Raw genomic sequence first — 22,720 nt, forward strand, 5'->3', positions numbered from 1 at the left:
CTCAACCTGCCTGACTGTGGGCGATGGCGCGGGTGCGCTGCACGATGCGTTTGACGAAGATGCCTGGGGTGACCACCTGCTCCGGGTCGATCTCGCCCAGGGCGCAGACGCGGCCCACCGAGGCGATGGTGTGGCGCGCGGCCATGGCCATCACCGGGCTGAAGTTGCGCGCGGTCTTGCGGTACACCAGGTTGCCCCAGCGGTCGCCGATCTCGGCGTTGATCAGCGCGTAGTCGACGTGGATCGGGGTTTCGAACACGTAGTGGCGGCCGTCGATCAGGCGGGTTTCCTTGCCTTCGGCGAGCAGGGTGCCGTAGCCGGTGGGGGTGAAGAACCCGCCGATGCCGCAGCCGGCGGCGCGCAGGCGCTCGGCGAGGTTGCCCTGGGGGACGATCTCCAGCTCGATCCTGCCGGCACGGTACAGTTCCTCGAACACGTGGGAACCGACCATGCGCGGGTAGGAGCAGAGAATACGGCGCACGCGGCCGGCCTTGAGCAGGGCGGCCAGGCCGGTATCGCCCTGGCCGGCGTTGTTGCTCACCAGGGTGAGGTCGCGCGCGCCCTGGGCGATCAGCGCATCGATCAGGTCCTCGGGCATCCCGGCGCCGCCGAAGCCGCCCACGGCGATGATCGCGCCGTCGGGAATCTCGGCCAGCGCCAGGGCGGCACTGGGGCAAAGCTTGTCGATCATGACTGCGGGTCCTTTTTCGTTTTCATCGCAGGCGGATGCGGCCTTTTCCGGCCTTCATCGCGCCTGGAAACCAGCTTGCCAGCGCGCCCTGGGGGTCACAATTTCAGTCTGCGGAAGGGGTGTTTAACCGCGGATTAACAAGCTACTGGCCTGCTGATGAGGCGGGCCAGCAGGGTGAGGCAGGTCAGACGGCGGCTACACCGACGGTCATGCCACCGCACACGTAGAGCACCTGGCCGGTGACGAAGCCGGCGCGCGCATCGAGGAAGAACGAGGCCGCCTGGGCGATGTCGTCCGGCACGCCCAGGCGCTTGACCGGCACGCTGTCGATGATCGCCCGGGTGCGCGGGCTGTCCGGCGGATTGGCACGCTCGAACAGCTCGGTACGGATGGGGCCGGGGCCGATGGCATTGGCGGTGATGCCATGCCGGCCCAGCTCCAGCGCCCAGACGCGGGTCATGCCCAGCAAACCGGCCTTGGTGGCCGCGTAGGCGCTGCGCAGCTCCTTGCCCAGCGCGGCGCGCGAGGACATGTTGAGGATGCGCCCGAAGCCGGCGTCCTTCATGCCCGGCAGCAGCGCCTGCATGCATTGCAGCGAGCAGCGCACATTCAGCGCCCAGACCCGCTCCAGTTCTTCGAGGCTTTGCTCGTCTGCGGGGTTGGGGCAGACCATGCCGACGTTGTTCACCAGGCGGGTGATCGGGCCAGCGGCCAGGGCCTGTTCCAGGGCGGAGGCAGTGGCGGCGGGGTCGGTGAGGTCGGCGATCAGGCCGTCGCCGATTCGGTCGATGATCACCGGTTCGAATCCGTCCTCGCGGCAGCGTTGGGCGATGGCCGCGCCGATACCGGAGGCGCCTCCGGTAATGAGCACGCGTTCTCTGGGCATGATGGAACTCCGTCAGACTGTGGCGATGGGGTTGAGCGGGGCGCCCACGGCGCCGGGCAGGCGCAGCGGCGGGGCGGTAAGCAGGAAGCGGTTGCGGCCGTTGGCGCGCAGCCAGTTGGCCAGCGGCGTGAGGTGCCAGAGCTCGCCCAGGTGCACCCCAAGCTTGAACAGGCAGTGGTGGTGCAGCGGCATCACCGAGCAACAATCACCGGCATGGCCGGCGGGGAAGACTTCCACCGAGTAGTTGTCGGCGGCGATGGCCACCAGGTTGCTGTCGGTGATCCAGTTCAGCAGCCGCGAATCGTGGCCGTCGAGCACGGCGGCCAGCCGATCCAGTTCCGCTGGGTCGGGGTTGCGGTTCATCCCCAGTAGGGCTTCGGCGTAACCGGTATGCAGGCAGACGATGTCGCCGGCCTCGACTTCCACCTTGTCGGCGTCCATCACCCGCATCAGCTCGTCGTAGCCGATGTGCGTGCGTTCGAGGCCGAAGTGGTGGTGCAGGTCGATCAGCACGCCGCGGCCCTGCACGCAGGTCTCGGCCATGCGCTCGATGCCCAGCGCGTGGGCGCAGGAGGTGCTGTGGGGTTTGATCGGCCCGGCGATGCCGCAGTCCTGGAGGTCGCTGGGGCCTTCGACGTCGCCGCCGGCGCTGAAGCCGTTGTAGTACAGCGGTTCGGGCACACCGTCGTCATCGGCGTCGAACAGTGCGCCGACGTGGGAGAGCGCGTCCCATTGCGTGGAGTACTGCAGGTGGAGGATCGCCAGGTCGTCGCTGAGCACGTCGGGGCGGCCTTCCTGGATCCACTGGTACTGGTAATTCATGTTGACCCCGCCCTTGCGCAGCAGCGGGCGCAGGATCGGCGGCAGGCGGTTGACGTTCATCGCGTTGCCGCCCGGGTAGTCCAGCGGCAGGCTGAGGCAGAAGGCTAGCCCCTCGCGCACTTCGGCGATGCCCTGCAGCACCTTCTGCGGCGTCAGCAGGTTCAGCCGGCCCCTCTGGTCGTCGGGGCCGAAGTCGCCCCAGTTGGAGCCCTCGGGGCGTTTCTTCCAGCGTTTTTCGGCCATGGGTGGTCCTTGTCATTGTTGGTTGCGGAGCGCCCTGGAACGTGGCGCGTCCTTGTGCAACAAGGCTCCCAGACTCGTTTGGGGTGGACAATTGGCCTCTTCGAAAGAGGGGCTTAACCTGGGGTTAAGCCGCGCGGTAGCAGTCGATCAGGCTGTCGGCGAAGTCGCGGGCGAAGGCCGAGAGGCCGTCGAAATCCTGGGCGCAGAGCTGGAAGGTGCGCACCGCCCAGGGGTCGAGCAGCTTGCACGAGCCGATTCTCTGGCTGCCCTTGAGCCGCTCGAAGCCGGCCTGGGGCACGATGGCAATGCCAGCGCCGGCCTCGACCATGCGGAAGATGGCATCGGAGCTGGCGACCTGCACGCGGATGGTCAAGGGGATGTGCAGCGCCGCCGCCGCGCGGCTGAGGAAGACGTGGATGGCGCTGCCTTCGAGCAGGGAGACGAAGGCGTATTGCAGGGCCTGCTTGAAATACACTTCACCTCCTTCGAGGATCGGGTGGCCTTCGGGGGCGATGACCATCAACCGGCTGCTCACCAGCGGCACGCTCTGCAGGCCGTCGGTGACCACGCTGCCGGAGACGATGCCCAGGTCCGCGCTGCCATCGCGGATGCAGCGCACGATGTCGTCGCTCAGGCGCTCGCGCATATCGATGTGCACGTCGGGGTGGGTCTTGAGGTATTCGCCCACCACCGGCGGCAGGTATTCGGTAATGGCCGTGGTGTTGGCCAGCAGGCGCAACTGGCCCTTGAGGCCTTCGGCGTACTGCTGCAGGTCGCCGGTGAGCATCTCCAGCTGGGAAAGGATGATGCGCGCATGCTGCAGGTAGGTCTTGCCCGCGTTGGTCAGGGTCACGCCCTGGGGCGAGCGCTCCAGCAGACGCATGCCGAGGTTGTCCTCGAGATTCTTGATGCGGTTGCTGGTGGCCGGCACGGAGAGGAAGGAACGCTCCGCGCCGCGGGTGAGGCTGCTGGTTTCCGCGATGTTGATGAACAGCCGGAAATCCGTGATATCGAAATGCATCGCCATGGTCAGGTACTTCTTGCCAAGTGGTATGCCACGGTACTGGCTGGTGAATGGCCTGCATAGACGGTGTTCGTCGCTCCGGCGCCGCCATGTACGGCCCGCGCCGCATGGGGCGGCGCAGGCAACGGGCTCACCAGTGGGCCGCCTCGAAGCGGAAGCCCTCGCCCTGGCGGCGGATGAAGCCGCAATGGGGCTCGCCGAAGTGCACCGGCAGGATCAGCGCGCCGGAGTCGGCGGCCTCGTTGAGGAAGGCCAGGCGCGTCTGCCGGGCGGTGTCTTCCCAGATGCAGTAGCCGGAATTGATATCCGGACGGACGATCTGCACCGGGCTGTGCAGGATGTCGCCGCAGAAGATGCCTTCCTCGTTGCCGGAGCGTACCTTGAAGATCACCTGGCCGGGGCTGTGGCCGGGCGCTGCCTGCACCTGCAGGCAGTCGGCGATTTCCTCGCCGGGCACCATCATCCGCGCAAGGCCGGCATCGACGATGGGCATCACGCTGTCGAAGAAGGATTCGCCGAACACGTCGATGACGCCGCCTTCCTTGTTCTTGCCCTGGTGGCAGAAGTCGAAGTCGTCCTTGGGGAAGTGATAGGTGGCGTTGGGGAAGGTCGGTTCCCAGCGCCCGTCCTTCCAGGTGGTGTTCCAGCCCACGTGGTCGGCGTGCAGGTGGGTGATGACGACGTGGGTCACTTTTTCCGGTGGCGCGCCGGCGGCAATCATCCACTCGCGCACCAGGCCGTTGAGCATGTTCATCCGCGCGATGCCCGGGCGCGGCTTGAAGTTGCCGACGCCGGTATCGATCACCACGATCTCGCTGCCCACGTGCACGATCCAGAACTGGATGGTGACGATCAGCTTGTTCATGTGCGGAATCCAGTGGTTCGGCGCCATCAGCTCGCGGTGTTCTTCCAGCACCTGGCTGTCCATCTGTGGGAAGAGGAACGCCGGGTCGTGGGTGGGGCCTGCGTATTCGAGTATGCGGGTGACCTTGATGTCACCGATCTTGCGCGACTGCATCATGGGGCGTGGTTCCTCATTGTCGTTGTTCTGCTATCACGGTGTGCTTCAGGCGGCATGGCCACTGGCGCCGACGCGGTGCTGCGGGTGCTCGATGAACGCCCGGTAGAGCGTCGAGCCGGACAACCCGGCGCATACATAACCGCGCACCAGCGTGGCGACCAGCCGGGGGCTCTGCAGCGGCATGAAATGCCCGGAGGCTACCTGCAAAGGCTCGATCTGTGCAGCGAATCGGGCCAGGCGGTCGATTTCCGCCGGGGGCCGTAGGGCGTCGTATTCGCCGGCCACCAGCAGGGTGCGTTGCGGAAGGCGGGGCAGGTCGCTTTCCAGTTCCAGGCCGGCAAGCATGGCGAAGGTCGCGGCGAAGCCCTGGGGATCGGCGGCACGCCAGCGCAGGCGAAAGGCGTCGAAGCGCCCGGCATCGGTGCGCAGCGGGACAGGCCAGGTTTTTTCCAGCAGCGCCGGCACCAGTTCACCCAGGCCTTCTTCACGCAGCGCGGCAGCGCGCTGGCGGGTGGCATCGCGAGCCGAAGCGGCGACCCCGCAGGCCGGCGCCAGGCCGATCAGTTGCTGGCAGCGCCCGGGATAGCGGGCGGCGAAACGGATGGCGATGGCTGCGCCGACAGCGACGCCCATCAGCGCGACGGGGGTATCGATCCGCAGCGCGTCGAGCAGGGCTGCCAGGTCGGCCACGTGATCGTCGATGGCCAACTCGCCGGGAAATTTTTCCGACAGCCCGGCGCAGCGGGTGTCGTAGCGCAGCAGCGTGAGTTCGCCAGCCAGGGTGGCGCAGAGGTCGTCCCAGCTTTCCAGGCTGCCGCCCATCTCGTGGATGAGCACCAGCACCGGCGTGTCGGGGCGTTCGGCCGGCAGCAGCTGGTAACGCAGGGCGGCCTGGTTGACTTCGATCCAGTTCATGCCGCCCTCACACCCGTTCGAACAGCGCGGCCATGCCCTGGCCGCCGCCGATGCACAGGGTTTCCAGTCCGTAGCGTGCGTCGCGGCGCTGCATCTCGTGGAGCAGGGTGGTCATGATGCGCACGCCGGTGGCGCCGATCGGGTGGCCCAGGGAGATGCCCGAACCGTTGACGTTGACCCGCTCGTCATGCTCCAGGCCCCAGGCCTTGAGCACGGCCAGCGCCTGGGCGGCGAAGGCTTCGTTGACCTCGATCAGGTCCATCTCGGCCAGCGTGCGCCGGGTGCGTTGCAGCAGCTTCTCCACCGCCGGCACCGGGCCGATGCCCATGCGCGCGGGGTCGCAGCCGGCCGCCGCCCAGTCCACCAGGCGCGCCAGCGGCTTGAGGTTGTGGCGTCGGGCGTAGTCCGGGGAGACCACCAGGCAGGCCGCCGCAGCATCATTCTGCTGGCTGGAGTTGCCCGCCGTGCACACGCCGTCAGGCAGCAGCACGCGCAGGCCGGCCATGCTTTCCAGGCTGGCGTCCTCGCGGATGCCTTCGTCCATCGATACGGTGGTTCGACTGCCACGCCTTCCGGGTACGTCGACCGCCACCACTTCTTCGGCGAAGCGTCCGTCACGCCACGCGGCGGCGGCATTGCGGTGGCTGCGCACGGCGAAGCGGTCGGCTTCCTCGCGGCTGATGCCGTAGTCGCGGGCCAGGTTTTCGGCCGTCTCGGGCATGCCGGAGATGTAGCCGAAGCGCTCGTGCGGCTGCGAGCGCTCGCGGCCACGCTCCAGGCGGTCGTGGAACTTCACGCTGCCGGCGCGGGCGCCCCAGCGCATGTCGGTGCTGTAGTACTCGATGTTGCTCATGCTCTCCACGCCCACCACCAGCACCGCCTGGGCGTGGCCGGTCTGCACGTGCATCGCCGCGTCGGCCAGCGCCTGCAGGCCGGAGCCGCAGCGGCGGTCGAGGGTATAGCCGGGCACTTCCAGCGGCAGGCCGGCGGCCAGCGCGGCATAGCGGCCCATGCAGGGCGCCTCGCTGGAGGCATAGGACTGCGAGACGATCACCTCGTCCAGCGTCGCCGGGGGAATGTCCAGGCGCTGCAGCAGGGCCTGGATGATGCCGGCGGCGAGCTGGTCGGCGGTCAGCGGGGCGAGGGCGCCGCCGAACTTGCCGATGGGGGTACGCAATGGCGAAACGATCAGTGCGTCGTTCATGGACTCGACCTTGTGCGGGAAATGCCGGGCAGCATGGGCAAGGTGGGATGGCCTGGGCAATTTCGCATCGTGAAAGCCTGCCTTCGCCGTTGCTTAACCCGCAGCGCCCGCGGGGGTTCGGCCGCGATCTTTGCCTGGGCGAAACGGCTCCTTAAGCAAAACCCAATACCCCTATCCGTTCCCGCGTTTGCATCCTTCAGCGCACCCGGCGCTCCTTCCGGGCCCTTTGCACCGCTTCAAGAAAACAACAACAACCAACACGGATACCTCCATGCAGAATCCTTCTCTGGCCCGGCTCTGCGGCCTGCTCGCGCTGCCGCCGGCCCTGGCGCTCCCGGCGCTGGCCCATGCCGATTTCATCAAGGACAGCAGCGTCAACCTCAGCCTGCGCAACATCTACTTCAACCGCGACTTCCGCCAGGACAACGCGCCGCAATCCAAGCGCGAGGAGTGGGCCCAGGGCTTCATGTTCAGCGCAAAGTCGGGCTACACCGAAGGCACCGTCGGCGTGGGGCTGGAGCTGTACAGCGCGCTGGGCCTGAAGCTCGATTCCTCCGACGCCCGCGCCGGCACCGGCCTGTTGCCCAACCGCTTCGGCGATTCCGGCCCTGGCAGCTACAGCGACCTCTCGGGCGTGGCGAAGATGAAGATCGCCAAGACCGAGCTGAAGGTCGGCGGCTTCACCCCCAAGACGCCGGTGCTGCTCTCCAGCGATGCGCGCCTGCTGCCGCCGATCTACAACGGCGCCACGCTGACCTCCAGCGACATCGACAACCTGACCCTGGACCTGGGCCGTTTCGACAAGGTCAACTTCCGCAACTCCAGTGGCAACCACGACGAGATCATCGCCGGCAACTACAACGTCAGTGGTGATCACTTCGACTACTTCGGCGCTACCTATGCCTTCTCGCCAACGGTCAACCTCGCGTACTGGCGTGCCGAGCTGGAGGATGTCTACGAGCAGAACTATCTGGGCTTCCAGGGCAGCCGCAAGGTGGGCGACTGGGTACTGAGCGCCAACCTGGGCTACTTCGATTCCTCGGAGAACGGCGCTGCCCGTGGCGGCGACATCGACAACGGCCTGACCACCGCGATGCTCTCGGCCAACTACGGCGCGCAGACCTTCCGCGTCGGCTACCAGGACAACAGCGGCGACAGTCCCTTCCCGTACCTGCAGGATGCCGACACCTACGGTGCCAACGTGGTGCAGATCCTCGATTTCACCCGCGCACAGGAAACCTCCTGGCAGGTGCGCCATGATCTGGACTTCAGCGCCTTCGGCATCCCCGGCCTGACCATGATCAACCGCTACATCCGTGGCGACGGCTATGAGATCGGCGGCAAGGCCGGCAAGGAATGGGAGCGCAACCTGGACATCACCTATGTGGTGCAGAGTGGCCCGCTGAAGAACTTCGGCGTGCGCTGGCGCAATGCGACAGTGCGCTCCGATGGCGCCGGCGAGCTGGACGAGAATCGCCTGATCCTCTCTTACACGCTGTCGCTGAAATGAGTCGCGGGGCCGCCTTCCACAAGTAGGTGGCTGCCCGATCCACCGGGCTTGCCCGGTGCGCCCGGACGGCGAGACACCCCTTGCCGATACCGGAATCCCGACCCTGAGGTAAACGCACGCCTGGTCTCCACGATGGACCGGGCGTTCGCGTTTGCGCGGCCTGAGTTCCGTAGCGTGGCGGCGGCGCAAAAAAAAGCCGGCCACGAGGGCCGGCGCAAGCGAGGTCGGTGCTGTCAGTCGTGCAGCGCGAGCAGGCGCCGGGCGCGTTCGATCACCGGCGCATCGACCATCTGCCCGTCCAGCTGGAAGGCGCCATTGCCCCGGGTAGCACTGACGATCTTCCGTGCCCAGTCCAGTTGCTCGCGGGTCGGCGCCAGCGCCTGGTGCACGCCGATCACCTGGCGCGGATGGATGCACAGCATGCCGGCGAACCCGGCATCTCGGGCTTCGCGGGCGAAGCGGGCAAGGCCCTCGAGGTCGGCGATCTCGGGAAACACGGTGTCCAGCGGCGCGGCGAGGCCGGCCAGGCGGGTGTGCAGCAACAGCGCGTAGCGCACCTGGTCGAGCAGGCGCGTTGCGACCGCGGTGCCGGCGCTGATGCCCAGGTCCAGGCACAGGTCGAGACCGCCGAAGGTCAGGCGCTGCACGCCGGCGACCCGTGCCATTTCCGGCAATGCCTGCAGGCCCGGGGCGCTCTCGACGATGGGCAGTACCGGCTTGCCGACCGTGGCGGCATTGACCACCTGCTCGACGCTTTCCGCCTTGGGAAGCAGCAGGCCGACCACGCCACGATGACGGCACAGGTCGAGGTCCGCATCGTGTTCCCGGTGCCCGGCCATGTTCACCCGCACCCAGACGCCGGCGTCGGGGCTGGCGTCGAGGAAAGCGCGCAGATGTTCGCGCGCCTGGGCCTTGGCGGACGCCTGCACGGCATCCTCCAGGTCGACGATCACGGCATCGGCGCCGCTGGCCAGGGCCTTGGCGAAGCGCTCCGGGCGATCTCCCGGCACGAACAGCGCGCTGCGCAGCTTGTCCAGTTGCATGTGGCCTCCGTCAGAACGAGCGCGGCAGTTCGAGCAGGTGCTCGGCCACGTAGGACAGGATCAGGTTGGTGGAGATCGGCGCCACCTGGTACAGGCGCGTCTCGCGGAACTTGCGCTCTACGTCGTATTCGTTGGCGAAACCGAAGCCGCCGTGGGTCTGCAGGCAGGCGTTGGCCGCCTCCCAGCTGGCCTTGGCCGCCAGGTACTTGGCCATGTTCGCCGCGGCCCCGGCGTTGCGCCCGGCGTCGTATTCCGCGCAGGCCTTCCAGCGCATCAGGTCGGCCGCTTCCACCTCGATGTGCGCCTCGGCGATGGGGAACTGCACGCCCTGGTTCTGCCCGATGGGGCGGCCGAACACCACGCGGTCGCGGGCGTACTGGCTGGCCTTCTCGATGAACCAGCGGCCGTCGCCGATGCATTCGGCGGCGATCAGCGTGCGCTCGGCGTTGAGCCCGTCGAGGATGTAGCGGAAGCCCTTGCCCTCCTCGCCGATCAGGCTGCTGGCGGGGATTTCCAGGTTGTCGAAGAACAGCTCGTTGGTCTCGTGGTTGACCAGGTTGGCGATCGGCTGCACGGTCAGGCCATTGCCGATGGCCTCGCGCAGGTCGACCAGAAAGATCGACATGCCGTCGGCCTTCTTCTTCACCTCGGCCAGCGGCGTGGTGCGGGCCAGCAGGATCATCAGGTCGGAGTGCTGCACGCGGGAGATCCAGACCTTCTGGCCGTTGACCACGTACTTGTCGCCCTGGCGCACGGCGGTGGTCTTGATCTTGGTGGTGTCGGTGCCGGTGGTCGGCTCGGTGACGCCCATGGACTGCAGGCGCAGTTCGCCGCTGGCCAGCCTCGGCAGGTAGTAGCGTTTCTGCTCCTCGCTGCCATTCCGCAGCAGGGTGAACATGTTGTACATCTGCCCGTGGATGGTCCCGGAGTTGCCGCCGCAGTGGTTCACTTCTTCGAGGATCACCGAGGCCTCGGCCAGGCCCAGGCCGGAGCCGCCGTATTCCTCGGGGATCATCGCCGACAGCCAGCCGGCCTCGGTCATGGCTTTGACGAAGGCTTCGGGGAAGCCTTTCACTTCATCGATCTTGCGCCAGTACTCGGCGGGGAACTCCGCACAGAGGGCGCGCACGCCTTCACGGATGGCGTTGAGTTGTTCATTGTCGTGGTGGTTCATCGGTCTTCCTTTGGGCTGCGTCAGCGGGATGGACGCGGGGCAGTGTCAATCGAACAGGACTTCGGCGCGCTGGCACACGCCGGTGGAATTGGCGGCCCACAGCTCGGCTACGCCGGGTTCGGTGTGGTGTCCACCCACCTGGAACGGCTCGGGGGCGATCAACGGCCGCACGCCACGGAAGCTGAAGCGGCGCAGGCGTGCCAGCGGGTTGGCGCGGGCGAAGGCAGCGAGGCTCAGGGTTGCAGTCAGTGGGCCGTGCACCACCAGGCCGGGGTAGCCCTCGGCGCCGGTGACGTAGGGCCAGTCGTAATGGATGCGGTGGGCGTTGAAGGTCACAGCTGAGTAGCGGAAGAGCAGGGTGGGGTCAGGCGCGATGCGCTCTTCCCAACCCGCCTGGGGCGAGGGCTCGCCTGCGCCGAGCTTGGGCGGCGAGGGCTCACGGTAGACGATGTCCTGCTCTTCGCGCAGGCACAGGCGCTGGTCCTGCCAGTACTCGTGGGCGAGGGTGACGAACAGCAGCGAACCGGTGCGCCCGGCCTTCTCCTCTATGCGCTCGATACGCGTCTTGCGCCAGGCTTCGGCGCCGATCCGCAGCGGTTCGAGGAATTCCAGGCGGCCGCCGGCCCACATGCGGTTGCGCCCGAGGGCCGGCGGCATGAAGGTGCCTAGCGCGGGATGGCCGTCCGGCCCCAGGCGGCTACCCGCTACCTGCTCATTGAAAAAGCACCAGTGCCAGAGCCACGGTAGCTCCTCGCCATGGGCCGGCGCCTGGAGGCTGAAGGTCGCCGCGATGCGCTGCACGAGGTTGCGGCTGAGCTGGTCGTGCACTTCCTGGGTACGCCCCAGCCATGCCGAAGGATCGAAGTCGGTCATGCCTTGTGTCCGCTTTGAGGATGATGGCCGGCATGATGTGGGCGCGTGCGGACGGGAAGGAATTCGCTTTTGCGGAAGTCCGATTCAAGCTCAGGCTAATACAGGGTGGCGGAGCTTCAGGTCGATGCCTTCGATACGCCTGTGCGCACAACGTTTGTATGAGCGCGCCCTGCGCGAACGGCGTGCACCGGCGTGCACCGGCGGTAGCTGTACTTCGGGCAACCCCACTCCCTCTCCCGCAAGCGGTGTAGGAGCGGGCCCTGCCCGCGATTTCGCGCGCAGGGCGCGCTCCTACAAGGGGCTTGGTGCGGGGCAACGCTCATCCGCGAATCGCGCCGGAACCTCCGGCCATCGCGGACAAGGTCCGCTCCTGCCATACGGGTGGGCACGGCTTCTCGTAGGAGCGAGCTTGCTCGCGAACACACTTCACTGCGCTGCTCATTCACGAGCAAGAACCAGGTGTCCCCCTCGACCCTACGAAGAGGCGATCTGCCTGTCTCCACCGAGCCTGGCAGATAGTCGATGACGTGGCGCATTCGATGGTCGGTGATGGCTGCGTTGATGGTGTAGGCGCCGCCTCCGCAGATGCCGATGGCGCCGATGCGATCGGCATCTGCGGAGGGTTGGGCCACTGGCGGCGGGGCTTACAGACGGCTCTTGAAGAACCCGGCCAGCACCGACACGGCTTCGTCGACATAGGGTTGCTTGTCGTACAGCGACATGTGGTTGGCGCCCTCGATCAGGTGCATGTGCTTGTCCTGGGACGCTGTGCGGGCGAGGAGATCATCGCTCATCCATTTGCTGCCGGCCAGGGTGCCCGCCACGATCTGCAAGGGCTGGGTGAGGAAGGCTTCGGCCTTGTGGTAGGCGTCGTAGGTGATGATCTGCGGCAGGCTCCGGGCGGTCATGTAGCCCGGAGCGTTGGGGTGCTCGCAGCGCGGGGTGTGGTAATACTCCCAGGCTTCGCGCAGTTCTTCGTTGGGCGCGTCTTCCTCGCGCATCGCCGCCCGGACGTTGCTGGAGCCGCACCTGGGCGAGTTCCTTTCCCGTTATCCGGGGCTACGTCTGGAACGGGTGCTCAATGACGGCTTCGCCAACATCATCGCCGACGGCGCGGACGTGGGGAACCGCCTGGGGGAGAGCCTGGACGAGCACATGGTGCCGATCACGCCGCGCATCGAGATGGCGATCGTTGGCTCGCCGGATTACTTCAAGCGTCACGGCCCCCCGAGACGCCGGCGGACCTGGTTCGCCACAACTGCCTGGCATACCGCTTCACCAGCAGCGGGACGCTGGATCGCTGGTCTTTCACCGCGCCGGATACCGAGGCCCGGACCCACGTGTTCGAACCGCGGGGCAGCGTCGTGTTCAACGACGACGAGAGCATGCTCAAAGCGGCCGTGCAGGGGGGGGTGGTCAAGTACCTGGACGTCTGCATCCGCGAACAACTGGCATCCGGAGAGCTGGTGCATGTGCTTCAGCCCTGGTGCCCGTCCTTCGCCGGCTTCTACCTGTATGCCCCTACGCGTGCCCAGGTGCCGGCCAAGGTGCGGGCGTTGATCGATTTTCTGGTGGAGAAACGGATGGCGCTGGGGTGAGGTTGGTGCGGTGCTTTTGCGCGGCTGCTGCTGGTCGACTGCTGCTCTTCGGGAGCGACCCAGACCGCCATTCGTTAACACCCCCCGATTCTCCCTCACCTACGAAACCTGGCTCCCGCTCAATACGCGACACATCAGTACGCTGGCCCTGGGCGGCGTCATCGGCCTGCCGGCGACCGCCTGCAGTTTCAGCAGCTCGATCTCGATCAGGTCTTGCACGGTGAGCATTGGGGCCTCTTGTTTCGACGCGGGCGGGATGCCGTTCATTATCCGGAGTTATCCGGGGGCGCCTAGCTCTCTCTTGTCATTCTTGTGAGCGTGGGTATGACGGGGTTGAGGTTGGAGCGGAGGTTCGCAGAAGAGCACCCTCTCCCCAGCCCTCTCCCGCAAGCGGGAGAGGGGGCCTGTGGTGGTCAAATAATTTCGGACAGCCGTCCTGAGCGGCGTCAAACTCGGGTGCAGTCCTGACACCTCCGTCATTCCCGCGAACGCGGGAACCCAGAGCCGTAGGAGTGGACGGTGGAGGCAGGGAGCTTCGTGATTCCGCATTGCGCCGAACGGTCCCCTCTCCCGCTTGCGGGGGAGGGTTAGGGAGGGGGAGCGGAGCACAGGTTTGGCTGTGGAGTGTGGGCGACGTCCGTTGCCCTTACCCCAGCCCTCTCCCGGAGGGAGAGGGGGCCGTTCGGCGTGGGCGTATAACCCAACGTCAGCCGGAGAGTTTGTAGGGCGCATAACCGTTCGCGGTTATCCGCCGCTGGCTATGTCACCTGGGTGTCCGGCGTGGTCGGTGAGCCCAATCGCGGACGGAGTCCGCTCCTACAGTACAGGCTGGCACAGCTTTTCGTAGGAGCGAGCAGCCTGCAAGGCAGTCGCTCTTGTGTCCGGGCTTGAACAGCTAAACGCCCCTACCTCGCCGACTGCGCGATATAGCCGATGAACAACCGGAACAGGTCGGAGTTGCTGGAGATCTCCAGGCGCTGGTAGATGTTGTGCTTGTGGACCTTCACGGTGCCTTCGGAGATGCCCAGCAGGTGGGCGATGGAGGCGTTGCTGTGGCCTTGCAGGATGAGCTTGGCGATGTAGCGCTGGGCGTCGGTCAGCTGGCCCTGGAGGATGTCGACGAAGGCGCTCTCCAGTTCGCTTTCGGGCGCTTCCGTGGTGGCTTCGGCGGGCTTCAGGGCGGTGCGCCAGTGCAGTTCCCAGGCCGCGGCTATCACTGGCGCCAGGGTTTCCAGGAGCTGGACTTCCTTTGGCGCGAAGGGGCCGTGGTCCTCGGCCTTCATCAGCGAGAAGACGATGGCCGTGCGCGGCTGCAGGTGGATGATGTAGCCGATCTCCTCGACCTGGGTGCCGTGGGTGGACGACACGCAGGGGTGCAGGTCGCGGGAGATGGCGAAGCCGGAGGAGAAGAAGCTGTCCGGCGCCAGGTCGCTCATGCGCCACAGGCCGGCTGGGTGGCGGTTCATGCTGGCCACGTAGAAGGGGTCGAGCAGGTAGCCGCCGCGGGAATAGGCCTCCAGGGTCTTCGCCGACACCTGGCCGTTGTAGCCGTCGTGCAGCAGTTCCGCGTTGCGGTCGAAGCGGAACAGGTAGCCGCAGCTCATGTCGAAGCCGACCTTGCCGTCCAGCAGCGAGCCGATGGCGTGCCCCAGCTTGTCGGTGCCGACGGCGGCCATCAGGTCCGCCAGCTTCTTCGCGTCTTGGCTGTTCATGGAGGGCTGCGTCGCCTGTCTTGAGCCGGTGTTGCCGCGCCGGCGCGGGGCCGGCGGGTGCCTGGGCCTGGCAGGGGCGCCGCGGGGCGCCCCTGCGCGGGTGCGTCAGGACAGTCCGGTCGAGGCGCGCAGTGCGTCCTGCGGTGCTTCCTGGCTGCCCAACTGCTGCGCCTTGGGCACCGCCAGCCAGTAGGCCAGGAGCATGCCGATCAGGCCACCGCCGAGTTTTCCAATGATCAGCGGCAGGATCAAGCTCGGCTGGAAGTTGGCGGAGTAGGCCAGGTGGTCGCCGAAGGTGAAGGCCGCGCTCACCGCGAAGGCGATGACCAGCACCTTGTCCTTGGGCGGCATGTCCGCCACCAGGCGGAACATGGCGAGGATGTTGGCCGACGCCGCGAGGATGCCCGCCGCGCCCACCGGCGACAGGCCCAGGTGCGAGGCCACGCGCTCGATGGGGCGGGAGAGGAAGCGCTTGATCAGGTAGACCATCGGGAAGGCGCCGCAGAGCATGATGCCCACGTAGCCGGAGATTTCCAGCGCGCGGAACTGGTCCTGCTTGTCGGCGATGATGGGGGCGAAGCCCCAGCTGCCGAAGTTGGCGGTGAAGAAGCCGGTGAAGTACTCGACGATGGACGCCACCAGGATCAGCGTGACCGCCGCGTACATGATGCTGCCCAGCTTGAGGAACAGCCGCACCATCAGCCCCGGTACGTAGCGCAGCGCGGCGGCCAGGGCGATGCAGAAGAGAATCTGCGGCAGCAGGTTGCGCAGCAGCATCGGCAGGTCGAAGTGCAGTTGCAGGGTGGCGGCGCCGCTGGTGGCGATGTCCGGGCGCACGCCCAGGCCCAGCAGCTGCATGCCCATGGCGATGAAGACGATGCTGATGGGGATGCTCAGCAGGCCGGCCATGATGCCCAGGGCCATGTACTTGTGGTCGGCCTTGGCGAGCATGGCCAGGCCCACGGGGATGACGAAGATGATGGTCGAGCCGGACTGGAAGCCGGTGATCAGCCCGAGGATCCAGCCTTCCGGGTCGTGGGCCAGGGCCTGCGCCAGCTGGTAGCCGCCCAGGTCCGAGGCGATGAAGATCGCCCCGGCGATGCCCGGGTCGGCGCCCAGCGCGGTGAACAACGGGCCCACGTAATGGCTGATGAAGCTGGAGATGAAGGGGATCGCGGCCATGATGCCGGCGACTGGGATGAAGATCGGGCCGATGCTGTGCAGGCCGGCGTTGAACTCCTTGCCCAGCTCCGACTCGGCGTCGAGGATGGAGGCGATGGCGCCGACCACGGCGCAGGCCATGATGAGGTAGATGACGTACGTGCCGATGTTTTCCATTAGCTGCCTCTGTCTCTTGTAGGTTTCTTGTCTATTGGCAGAGCTAAGTGTTTTGCGAGCCGGGCGTTGTTGTTGGTCTGGGCGCGCGGCTCGGGCCGGTCAGGCCGCGGTGTAGGCGTTGTCGACGAACAGGTGGGCGCCGTTGACGAAGCTGGCGTCGTCGCTGGCCAGGAACAGCGCCGCCGAGGCCACCTCGCGCGGGTCGCACAGGCGGCCCTGCATGGCGCGCAGCGCCTCGTCGGAAACCTCGGTGCCGAATTCGCGCAGCAGGTCCAGCTCGCGGCGGCCGTGGGCGGTGCCGATGAAGCCCGGGCAGATGGCGTTGCTGCGGATGTTGCGGTCGCGATATTCCACCGAGATCGCCCGGGCGAACATGTGGCAGGCGCCCTTGGTGGTGCAGTACAGGACCTCCATGGGGGTGCCGACCACGCCGGAGATGGACGAGGTGCAGATGATGCTGCCGCCGCCGGCCTCGATCATCTTCGGCAGCACGGCGCGGGTCACCAGGAACATGCTCTTCACGTTGATGTTCATCAGCCGGTCCCAGTCGCTCTCGCGGGTTTCCAGGAAGGGCCCGACGTGGATGGTGCCGGCGTGGTTCATCAGCACGGTGACGGCGCCGAAGCGTTCCTCCACCTGCGCCACCGCGCGCTCGACCTGCTCGGCGACGGAGACGTCGGTGGGCACGAAGAGGGCCGTGCCGCCGGCGGCGTTGATCCGCTCGGCCACGGCCTTGCCGTCGCTGTGCGGAAGGTCGAGCAAGGCGACCTTGGCGCCTTCGCGGGCGAAGAGTTCGGAAGCGGCCAGGCCGCAGCCGCCCGCGCCGCCGGTGATGAGCGCCACTTTGCCGTTCAGTCGTCCCATGGGTATCTCCTGCTTGTTGTTGGTGTGGGATTGCCGTGGGGCTCCACGCTAGGGACGGGCCTTGTGGGTGTCCATATGCCGGCGGATATACGCTGGCCTATCTCTTTGTTTCAAAAGAAATAAAAGTCATTTTTCCGATGGGCGGAACGCGCCGCGCGGGGAGGGCGGTGGCGCCGAATCCGGCAACCCGGCGAAGCACATCGCCCCGTTCGCCGCCCTGGATGGAAAACGCCCCCAGCGCCGGGCGGCGCTGGGGGCGGTACTGCGGGTTGGATCAGGGTTTTGCAGCGGGTCTCACGAAGCATCGATCCAGATGGTCTTCAGCTCGGTGTACTGGTCGTGGGCCCAGATCGATTTGTCGCGCCCGCCGAAGCCGGACTCCTTGTAGCCGCCGAAGGGCGTCGAGGCGTCGCCTTCGCCGAAGCAGTTGACGGTGACGATGCCCGCGCGGATTTCCCGGGCCAGGCGCAGGGCGTTGCGCAGGCTGCCGGTGTAGGCCGAGGCGGCCAGGCCGTAGACGGTGTCGTTGGCCAGGTCGATGGCGCCGTCGATGTCGGTGAAGGGCGTGACCGACAGCACCGGGCCGAAGATTTCCTCGCGGAACAGCCGGCTCTGCGGCTCGACGTCGTCGACCACGGTGGGCTCGACGAAGATGTCGCCCTGGGTCTGGCCGCCATAGACGAAGTCCAGGCGCTCGTTGCGGGCCTGCTCGATGTACGAGCGGACCTTCTCGAAGTGGGCCTTGCTGACCAGGGCGCCGAGGCGGTTCTCCGGGTCCAGCGGGTCGCCCATCTTCCAGTCGCGCATGTGCACGCCGATGCGCTCGAGCAGGGCGTCCTTGATGTCGGCGTGGACGATCAGGCGCGAGGACGCCGAGCAGTTCTCGCCCATGTTCCAGAAGGCGCCGTTGACCACGTGCTGGGCGACCTGGTCGAGGTCTTCCACGTCGTTCATCACCACCGCCGGGTTCTTCCCGCCGCACTCCAGCACCACGCGCTTGAGGTTGGACTCGGCGGCGTACTTGAGGAACAGCCGGCCGGTCTCGGTGGAGCCGGTGAAGCTGACCATGGCCACATCCGGATGGCGGCCGATGGGCTCGCCGGCCTCGCGGCCGCCGCCGGGCACCACGTTGAACACCCCGGCGGGGATGCCGGCCTGGTGCGCCAGCTCGGCGACGCGCAGGGCGGTGAGGGTGGTTTCCCGGGCCGGCTTGACCACGATGGAGCAGCCGGCGGCCAGCGACGGGCCGATCTTCCAGGCCAGCATCAGCAGCGGGAAGTTCCACGGCAGCACCAGGCCGACCACGCCGATGGGCTCGCGCACCACCATGGTCACGGCGCCGGAGCCGACCGGCGCGGTGCTGTCGTAGATCTTGTCGATCAGCTCGGCGTGCCAGCGCAGGGTGTGGATGGTCTCCGGCACGTCGATGTTCTGGCATTCGCGCACCGGCTTGCCGCTGTCCAGGCTCTCCATCACCGCCAGTTCGTGGGCGTGGTCTTCGAGCAGTTGGGCGAAGCGTTGCATGACCGCCTTGCGCTCGCCGGGGGAGCGCTTGCTCCAGCGGCCGTCCTCGAAGGCCAGGCGGGCGCTGGCCACGGCCAGGTTGACGTCCTCGGCGTCGCAGGCGGCGATGTCGGCCAGCCGCTCGCCGGTGGCCGGGTTGCTGCTGGCGAAGGTGCGGCCGGAGACGGCGTTACGGAAGCTGCCGTCGATGAAGGCCTGGGTGGGGAAGCGCAGTTCGGCGGCGATGGCGGCGTATTGCGCCTTGCTCAGCAATTCAGCCATTGTGGGTGCCCTCGGTGATCTGCGCGACTTCGCGCTTGAGTACGGCGACGATCTCTTTCAGTTCGGCCTTCTCGGCCTCGGTCATGCCCTTGAGCGGGGCGCGCACGCCGCCGCTGCGCAGGCCGGCCAGCTCGCAGCCGTACTTGATCGACTGGACGAACTTGCCGCCTTCCAGGAAGTCCATCAGCGGCATCATCGCCGCCATGATGCGGCGGCCCTTGGCGAAGTCGTTCTCGACCACGCAGGCCTGGTACAGGGCGACGTGCTCGCCGGGGATGAAGTTGGAGCCGGCGCAGACCCAGCTGCGCGCGCCCCAGGCGAAGAATTCCAGGGCCTGGTCGTCCCAGCCGCAGGACAGCGCGATGCGCGGGTGCTTGCAGGCCAGGCGGTGCAGCTGGCCGGTGGAGCCGGAGCTTTCCTTGATGGCGACGATGTTCCGGCAGCCGGCGACGGCGGCGAAGAATTCCTCGCCCATGTCCACGCCCATGCGCGCCGGGTAGTTGTACAGCATGATCGGCAGGTCGGCGGCGGCGTCGACGGCCAGCACGTGGTCGGCGATCTCCTGCTGGGTGGGCAGGGCATAGGGCGGCGAGCCGACCAGCAGGGCGTCGGCCTTGATCTCTTTCGCCGCCTTGGCGTAGGCCACCGAGTCCTCGGTGCGGATGGCGCCGGTGCCGACGATCAGCGGCAGGCGGCCGTTGATCACGTCCCTGGCCTTGGCCGCCAGGTCGAAGCGCTCCTGGGCGGTGTGGGCGTAGTACTCGCCGGTGGAGCCGCCGATGATGATGCCGTGGACCTTCGAGGCGATCAGGTATTCCAGCACTTCGGCGAAGGCCGAATGGTCGATCTGGCCGTCGGCCGCCAGGGGCGTGATGGCGGGGGTGTAGATGCCTTCGAATTGCATGATGCGTTCTCCAGTGGGGTCGTGGTGGTCGGCCGCCGCGCCCATTGGCGCGGCGGCCCTTGATCAGGTGAGCGAGGCCGCCTGCTGCAGGTTGAGCGAGCGGGTTTCCGGGGCCAGCGCCCAGGCGAACAGCAGGCCGACCAGGGTGACGATGGCCGCGGCGTACATGGTCTGGGCGATGCCCAGGCTGTCCAGGGACAGGGGGACGAGGTAGGTGCCGACCGCGGCGCCGACCCGCGACAGCGAGGTGCCCACGCCGACCGCGCAGGCGCGGATCTCGGTGGGGAACAGCTCGTTCGGGTAGACCAGCTGCAGCACCTGGGCGCCGCCGATGAACAGGGCGTAGGCGCCGAACAGCGCGAGGATCACGGCTTCGGAGGAAGCGTGGAAGGCGCCGAGGCCGAGCAGCGCCAGGCCGGACCAGAGGAAGCTGTAGATCAGCATGCTGCGCCGGCCGATGACGTTGATCAGGCGGGTGGCGATGATGCAGCCGACCACGAACAGCAGGGTGATGGCTTCCGAGCCGAAGGCGGCCCAGTCACCCTGGAGGTTCAGCGCCAGCAGCACCTTGGGCGCGAAGGCGTAGACGGCGAACACCGGGATCACCGAGCAGCTCCAGAACATGCTGACGAACAGCATGCGTTTGCCGTAGCCGGAGTGCAGCAGGTTCCACACCGAGAGCTTCTTCTGCCTGGGCTGCTCGGGCAGGTTCTGCAGCGAGAAGCGCGGCCCGTAGACGCTCTTGATGACCTGCTCGGCCTCGGCTGCACGGCCCTTGCCCAGCAGCCAGCGCGGCGATTCGGGGGTGCCCAGGCGGACCAGGAACAGGGCCGCGCCTATCACCGAGGCGCTGGCCAGCACCAGGCGCCAGGCGTCGTCGCCGCCGTGCCTGAGCAGGGCGTTGCCGACCATGTAGGCCAGCGCGGCGCCGGCGAACCAGAGGATGGTCAGGGTCGCCAGGCGCGGGCCGCGGTGCTTCTTCGGCAGGAACTCCACCAGCAGGGAGGTGGCGACGGGGTATTCGATGCCCACTCCGATGCCGATGAGCAGGCGCAGCAGGAACAGCGCCAGGGCCGACTCCACCCAGTACTGCGCCAGCGAACTGAGGATGAACAGTACCGGGCCGACGAAGAAGATGCGCTTGCGCCCGAAGTGGTCGGTCAGCCAGCCGCCGATGAAGCCGCCGAAGAAAATGCCGATCAGCGCCGCCGCGGCGATCATGCCCTGCCAGAGGGTGCTCAGGCCTAGGGCGGCGGTCATCTGCACCATGGATACGCCGATGATGCTGAGCACGTAGCCGTCGACGAAGGAGCCGCCGCCGGAGCGGATCGTCAGCAGCTGGTGAAAGCGGTTGATGGGCACGTCTTCGATGGATGGAGTCGTAATTGTCATTGTTTTCCTCGTTTCAGGTTTCCCGGAAGCCGCAGCGCGCGCCCGGCAGCCGAAGGCTGCTTCGGCCGGCGGATGCGCATCGCTGCGGCTTCAGGTCTGCACGCCGGGAATCGTGTCGTGCGGCCAATCTCGGCCGGAGGTTCCCTGGCAAATGACCGGTGGGGGCTCAGCTTTCCTTGCCGGCGCGGTATTGCCCCCATTTCAGGTTCAGATTGACTCCCGCGGAGAGGAACGGCTGCGGCGGGTTGCCGTTGGGGCCCGGCGAGTTCAGCAGGAAGTCGATGAGCTCGCTGCGCTCGCCGGCCAGCCAGTCGGCCAGCAGCTTGCCGGTGACCGTGCCACGGGTAACGCCCAGGCCGTTGCAGCACAGCGCGCCATAGACGTTGGCGGCCAGTTGCCCGAAGTAGCCCGAATGGTTGCGCGACAGGGCCAGCGCGCCGCCCCAGGTGTATTCGAAACCGACCTCGGGCAGCATCGGGAAACGGCTGGTGAAGGAGGCCTGGTGGCGGCTGACGAAGCGCTCCAGGTACTTGGCGTTGCTGCGCCCGTCCGGGTTGAAGCTGAAGCTGTTGCGGATCAGCAGGCGGTTGTCGGGCGTGCGGCGCACGGTGGTGCCGAACGGGTCCGCCGGGATGACGCCCCAGTAGGGCTTGCCGCCGAGGCGCGCCTGTTCCTCGGCGGTCAGCGGGCGGGTGAGGCTGGCGTAGGTGAAGATCGGCAGCATCTTGCCGCGCAGGAAGCCGAAGCTCATGCCGAAGGCGTTGTTGGTGAGCACCAGGCGGTCGGCGATGAAGCTGCCGCGGGCGTGCCGGAGCACGACCTTGTCGCCGTATTCCACCTCGGTGATGGGGGTGTTCTCGTAGAGGCTGACGTTCGCCGGCAGGCTGTCCGCCAGGCCCTTGACCAGGGCGGAGGGCTGGATGAGCACGGTGCCGGGGGTGAACAGCGCCTTGCGGTAGAAGTGCGTGCCGATGTGCCCGGGCAGCGCGTCGGCCTCGATCATCTCGTAGGCCTGGCCGAGCCGGTCCAGGCCGCGGCGATAGGCTTCCAGCACGGCGATGCCGCGGTCCTCGATGGCCGCCTGGTACTTGCCGCAGGCCTTCATCTGGCAATCGATGCCGTGCCGCTCCACCTGGTTGCGCAGCAGGTCCTGGCCCATCAGGTTGAGCTTGAGGCTGGTTCTGGCGATGTCGATGTCGCCGATGTAGTCGTCGGCGCCGATGTCGTGGGGCAGGTCGATGGCGAAGCCGGCATTGCGCCCGGAAGTGCCGAAGCCCACTTCCTGGGCCTCGACCAGAACGATTTCCTCATGGGGGAAATGCAGCGCCAGCTGGCGCGCCGCGGCCAGCCCGGTGAAGCCCGCTCCGACGATCACCCAAGGTGCCGAAGTCCGGCCGGTATGCGTGGGCCTGGGTTGTCTGGCCTTGCTCAGGTGGTACCAGCCACAGCTTTTATCATCGGCAGGTAAATGGGTGATCTTCGTCATTTCAGGGGCCTGTTCTATTTATTTCAGCCAATAGCTATCCGTTGCGTGGAGTGAGTCACTTCACGCGAGAAAACCGGAGTCGGGGGATTACCCGAGTTTCAATGTTCCGCTGCGACCTCGGTGCCGGCGTCTGCGCGACGCTTCGAAGTGCGCTTTGAAGAGGTCCGCAGTGGCTTGCGGGTCGTGTCGTTGGGTGGTGTCGATCATCCGCTCGTACGGGGCGTGGGCTGGACCT

21 protein-coding genes are annotated in these 22,720 nt (G+C 67.0%); 2 read left to right on the forward strand and 19 right to left on the reverse strand.

Translation table 11 applies throughout. The features are described 5' to 3' along the window. Position 1: 1 nt before the first annotated feature. From ACTWJ5_RS14695 to ACTWJ5_RS14725, 7 genes are all read right to left on the reverse strand, one after another. On the reverse strand, positions 2 to 691 hold the full coding sequence (locus tag ACTWJ5_RS14695; protein WP_261746042.1) for a 3-oxoacid CoA-transferase subunit A: 690 nt from the start codon (positions 689 to 691) through the stop codon (positions 2 to 4). Positions 692 to 875: 184 nt separating this feature from the next. Continuing rightward, complete coding sequence (locus tag ACTWJ5_RS14700; protein ID WP_180711927.1) at positions 876 to 1,577, reverse strand: SDR family oxidoreductase; 702 nt, start codon at positions 1,575 to 1,577, stop codon at positions 876 to 878. A 12-nt stretch (positions 1,578 to 1,589) separates the two neighbouring features. Further along, positions 1,590 to 2,642 carry a cyclase family protein gene (locus ACTWJ5_RS14705; protein WP_261746041.1) on the reverse strand — a complete coding sequence of 351 codons (1,053 nt, stop codon included), beginning with the start codon at positions 2,640 to 2,642 and terminating at the stop codon, positions 1,590 to 1,592. Between the two features lie 124 nt (positions 2,643 to 2,766). Then, on the reverse strand, positions 2,767 to 3,669 hold the full coding sequence (locus ACTWJ5_RS14710) for a LysR substrate-binding domain-containing protein (protein WP_109933062.1): 903 nt from the start codon (positions 3,667 to 3,669) through the stop codon (positions 2,767 to 2,769). Between the two features lie 127 nt (positions 3,670 to 3,796). Further along, a complete protein-coding gene (locus ACTWJ5_RS14715; protein WP_109933061.1) occupies positions 3,797 to 4,687 on the reverse strand; it encodes an MBL fold metallo-hydrolase in 891 nt (296 codons plus the stop codon). Positions 4,688 to 4,732: 45 nt separating this feature from the next. Beyond that, on the reverse strand, positions 4,733 to 5,602 hold the full coding sequence (locus ACTWJ5_RS14720) for an alpha/beta fold hydrolase (protein ID WP_116425259.1): 870 nt from the start codon (positions 5,600 to 5,602) through the stop codon (positions 4,733 to 4,735). A gap of 7 nt (positions 5,603 to 5,609) precedes the next feature. After that, positions 5,610 to 6,806 (reverse strand): acetyl-CoA C-acetyltransferase, encoded by a 1,197-nt coding sequence (locus ACTWJ5_RS14725; RefSeq protein WP_116425258.1) that lies wholly within the window; start codon positions 6,804 to 6,806, stop codon positions 5,610 to 5,612. Positions 6,807 to 7,077: 271 nt separating this feature from the next. On the opposite strand from ACTWJ5_RS14725, the gene ACTWJ5_RS14730 reads away from it, so the two are divergent. Beyond that, a complete protein-coding gene (locus ACTWJ5_RS14730; protein ID WP_444439227.1) occupies positions 7,078 to 8,316 on the forward strand; it encodes an OprD family porin in 1,239 nt (412 codons plus the stop codon). Between the two features lie 233 nt (positions 8,317 to 8,549). On the opposite strand, the gene ACTWJ5_RS14735 is transcribed toward ACTWJ5_RS14730, so the two are convergent. The 4 genes from ACTWJ5_RS14735 to ACTWJ5_RS14750 form a co-directional block, all read right to left on the reverse strand. Next, on the reverse strand, positions 8,550 to 9,359 hold the full coding sequence (locus tag ACTWJ5_RS14735; RefSeq protein WP_116425256.1) for an HpcH/HpaI aldolase/citrate lyase family protein: 810 nt from the start codon (positions 9,357 to 9,359) through the stop codon (positions 8,550 to 8,552). 10 nt (positions 9,360 to 9,369) lie between these two features. Further along, positions 9,370 to 10,533 carry an acyl-CoA dehydrogenase family protein gene (locus tag ACTWJ5_RS14740; RefSeq protein ID WP_444439229.1) on the reverse strand — a complete coding sequence of 388 codons (1,164 nt, stop codon included), beginning with the start codon at positions 10,531 to 10,533 and terminating at the stop codon, positions 9,370 to 9,372. Positions 10,534 to 10,578: 45 nt separating this feature from the next. After that, the gene (locus ACTWJ5_RS14745; protein ID WP_074984433.1) at positions 10,579 to 11,406 is read right to left on the reverse strand and encodes an FAS1-like dehydratase domain-containing protein; all 828 of its coding nucleotides are present in this window, start codon (positions 11,404 to 11,406) and stop codon (positions 10,579 to 10,581) included. Between the two features lie 644 nt (positions 11,407 to 12,050). Beyond that, a complete protein-coding gene (locus ACTWJ5_RS14750) occupies positions 12,051 to 12,407 on the reverse strand; it encodes an alpha/beta hydrolase (RefSeq protein ID WP_258872517.1) in 357 nt (118 codons plus the stop codon). 261 nt (positions 12,408 to 12,668) lie between these two features. On the opposite strand from ACTWJ5_RS14750, the gene ACTWJ5_RS14755 reads away from it, so the two are divergent. Continuing rightward, the gene (locus ACTWJ5_RS14755; protein ID WP_258872526.1) at positions 12,669 to 13,004 is read left to right on the forward strand and encodes a LysR substrate-binding domain-containing protein; all 336 of its coding nucleotides are present in this window, start codon (positions 12,669 to 12,671) and stop codon (positions 13,002 to 13,004) included. A gap of 99 nt (positions 13,005 to 13,103) precedes the next feature. Here the strand turns inward: ACTWJ5_RS14755 and ACTWJ5_RS14760 are convergent, their stop codons facing one another. From ACTWJ5_RS14760 to ACTWJ5_RS14795, 8 genes are all read right to left on the reverse strand, one after another. Further along, positions 13,104 to 13,232, reverse strand: a complete 129-nt coding sequence (locus ACTWJ5_RS14760; RefSeq protein ID WP_258872516.1) for a hypothetical protein — start codon at positions 13,230 to 13,232, stop codon at positions 13,104 to 13,106. A gap of 677 nt (positions 13,233 to 13,909) precedes the next feature. Further along, entirely contained in the window at positions 13,910 to 14,716 is an 807-nt protein-coding gene (locus ACTWJ5_RS14765) for a helix-turn-helix transcriptional regulator (protein ID WP_444439232.1), read from the reverse strand. Between the two features lie 105 nt (positions 14,717 to 14,821). Beyond that, positions 14,822 to 16,054, reverse strand: a complete 1,233-nt coding sequence (gene eutH / locus ACTWJ5_RS14770) for an ethanolamine utilization protein EutH (RefSeq protein ID WP_009620098.1) — start codon at positions 16,052 to 16,054, stop codon at positions 14,822 to 14,824. 99 nt (positions 16,055 to 16,153) lie between these two features. Then, positions 16,154 to 16,918 carry an SDR family NAD(P)-dependent oxidoreductase gene (locus ACTWJ5_RS14775; RefSeq protein WP_074984451.1) on the reverse strand — a complete coding sequence of 255 codons (765 nt, stop codon included), beginning with the start codon at positions 16,916 to 16,918 and terminating at the stop codon, positions 16,154 to 16,156. Between the two features lie 294 nt (positions 16,919 to 17,212). Next, positions 17,213 to 18,703 (reverse strand): aldehyde dehydrogenase, encoded by a 1,491-nt coding sequence (locus ACTWJ5_RS14780; RefSeq protein ID WP_444439234.1) that lies wholly within the window; start codon positions 18,701 to 18,703, stop codon positions 17,213 to 17,215. Next, positions 18,696 to 19,607, reverse strand: coding sequence for a dihydrodipicolinate synthase family protein (locus ACTWJ5_RS14785; RefSeq protein ID WP_444439236.1), 912 nt, complete (start codon positions 19,605 to 19,607; stop codon positions 18,696 to 18,698). Before ACTWJ5_RS14785 ends, ACTWJ5_RS14780 begins: the two co-directional genes overlap by 8 nt. A 63-nt stretch (positions 19,608 to 19,670) precedes the next feature. Beyond that, on the reverse strand, positions 19,671 to 20,999 hold the full coding sequence (locus ACTWJ5_RS14790; protein WP_444439238.1) for an MFS transporter: 1,329 nt from the start codon (positions 20,997 to 20,999) through the stop codon (positions 19,671 to 19,673). Between the two features lie 166 nt (positions 21,000 to 21,165). After that, on the reverse strand, positions 21,166 to 22,485 hold the full coding sequence (locus ACTWJ5_RS14795) for an NAD(P)/FAD-dependent oxidoreductase (RefSeq protein WP_253412298.1): 1,320 nt from the start codon (positions 22,483 to 22,485) through the stop codon (positions 21,166 to 21,168). Positions 22,486 to 22,720 lie beyond the last annotated feature (235 nt).

This window comes from Pseudomonas sp. A6 (genome assembly GCF_052367875.1).
Classification (GTDB): domain Bacteria; phylum Pseudomonadota; class Gammaproteobacteria; order Pseudomonadales; family Pseudomonadaceae; genus Pseudomonas; species Pseudomonas citronellolis.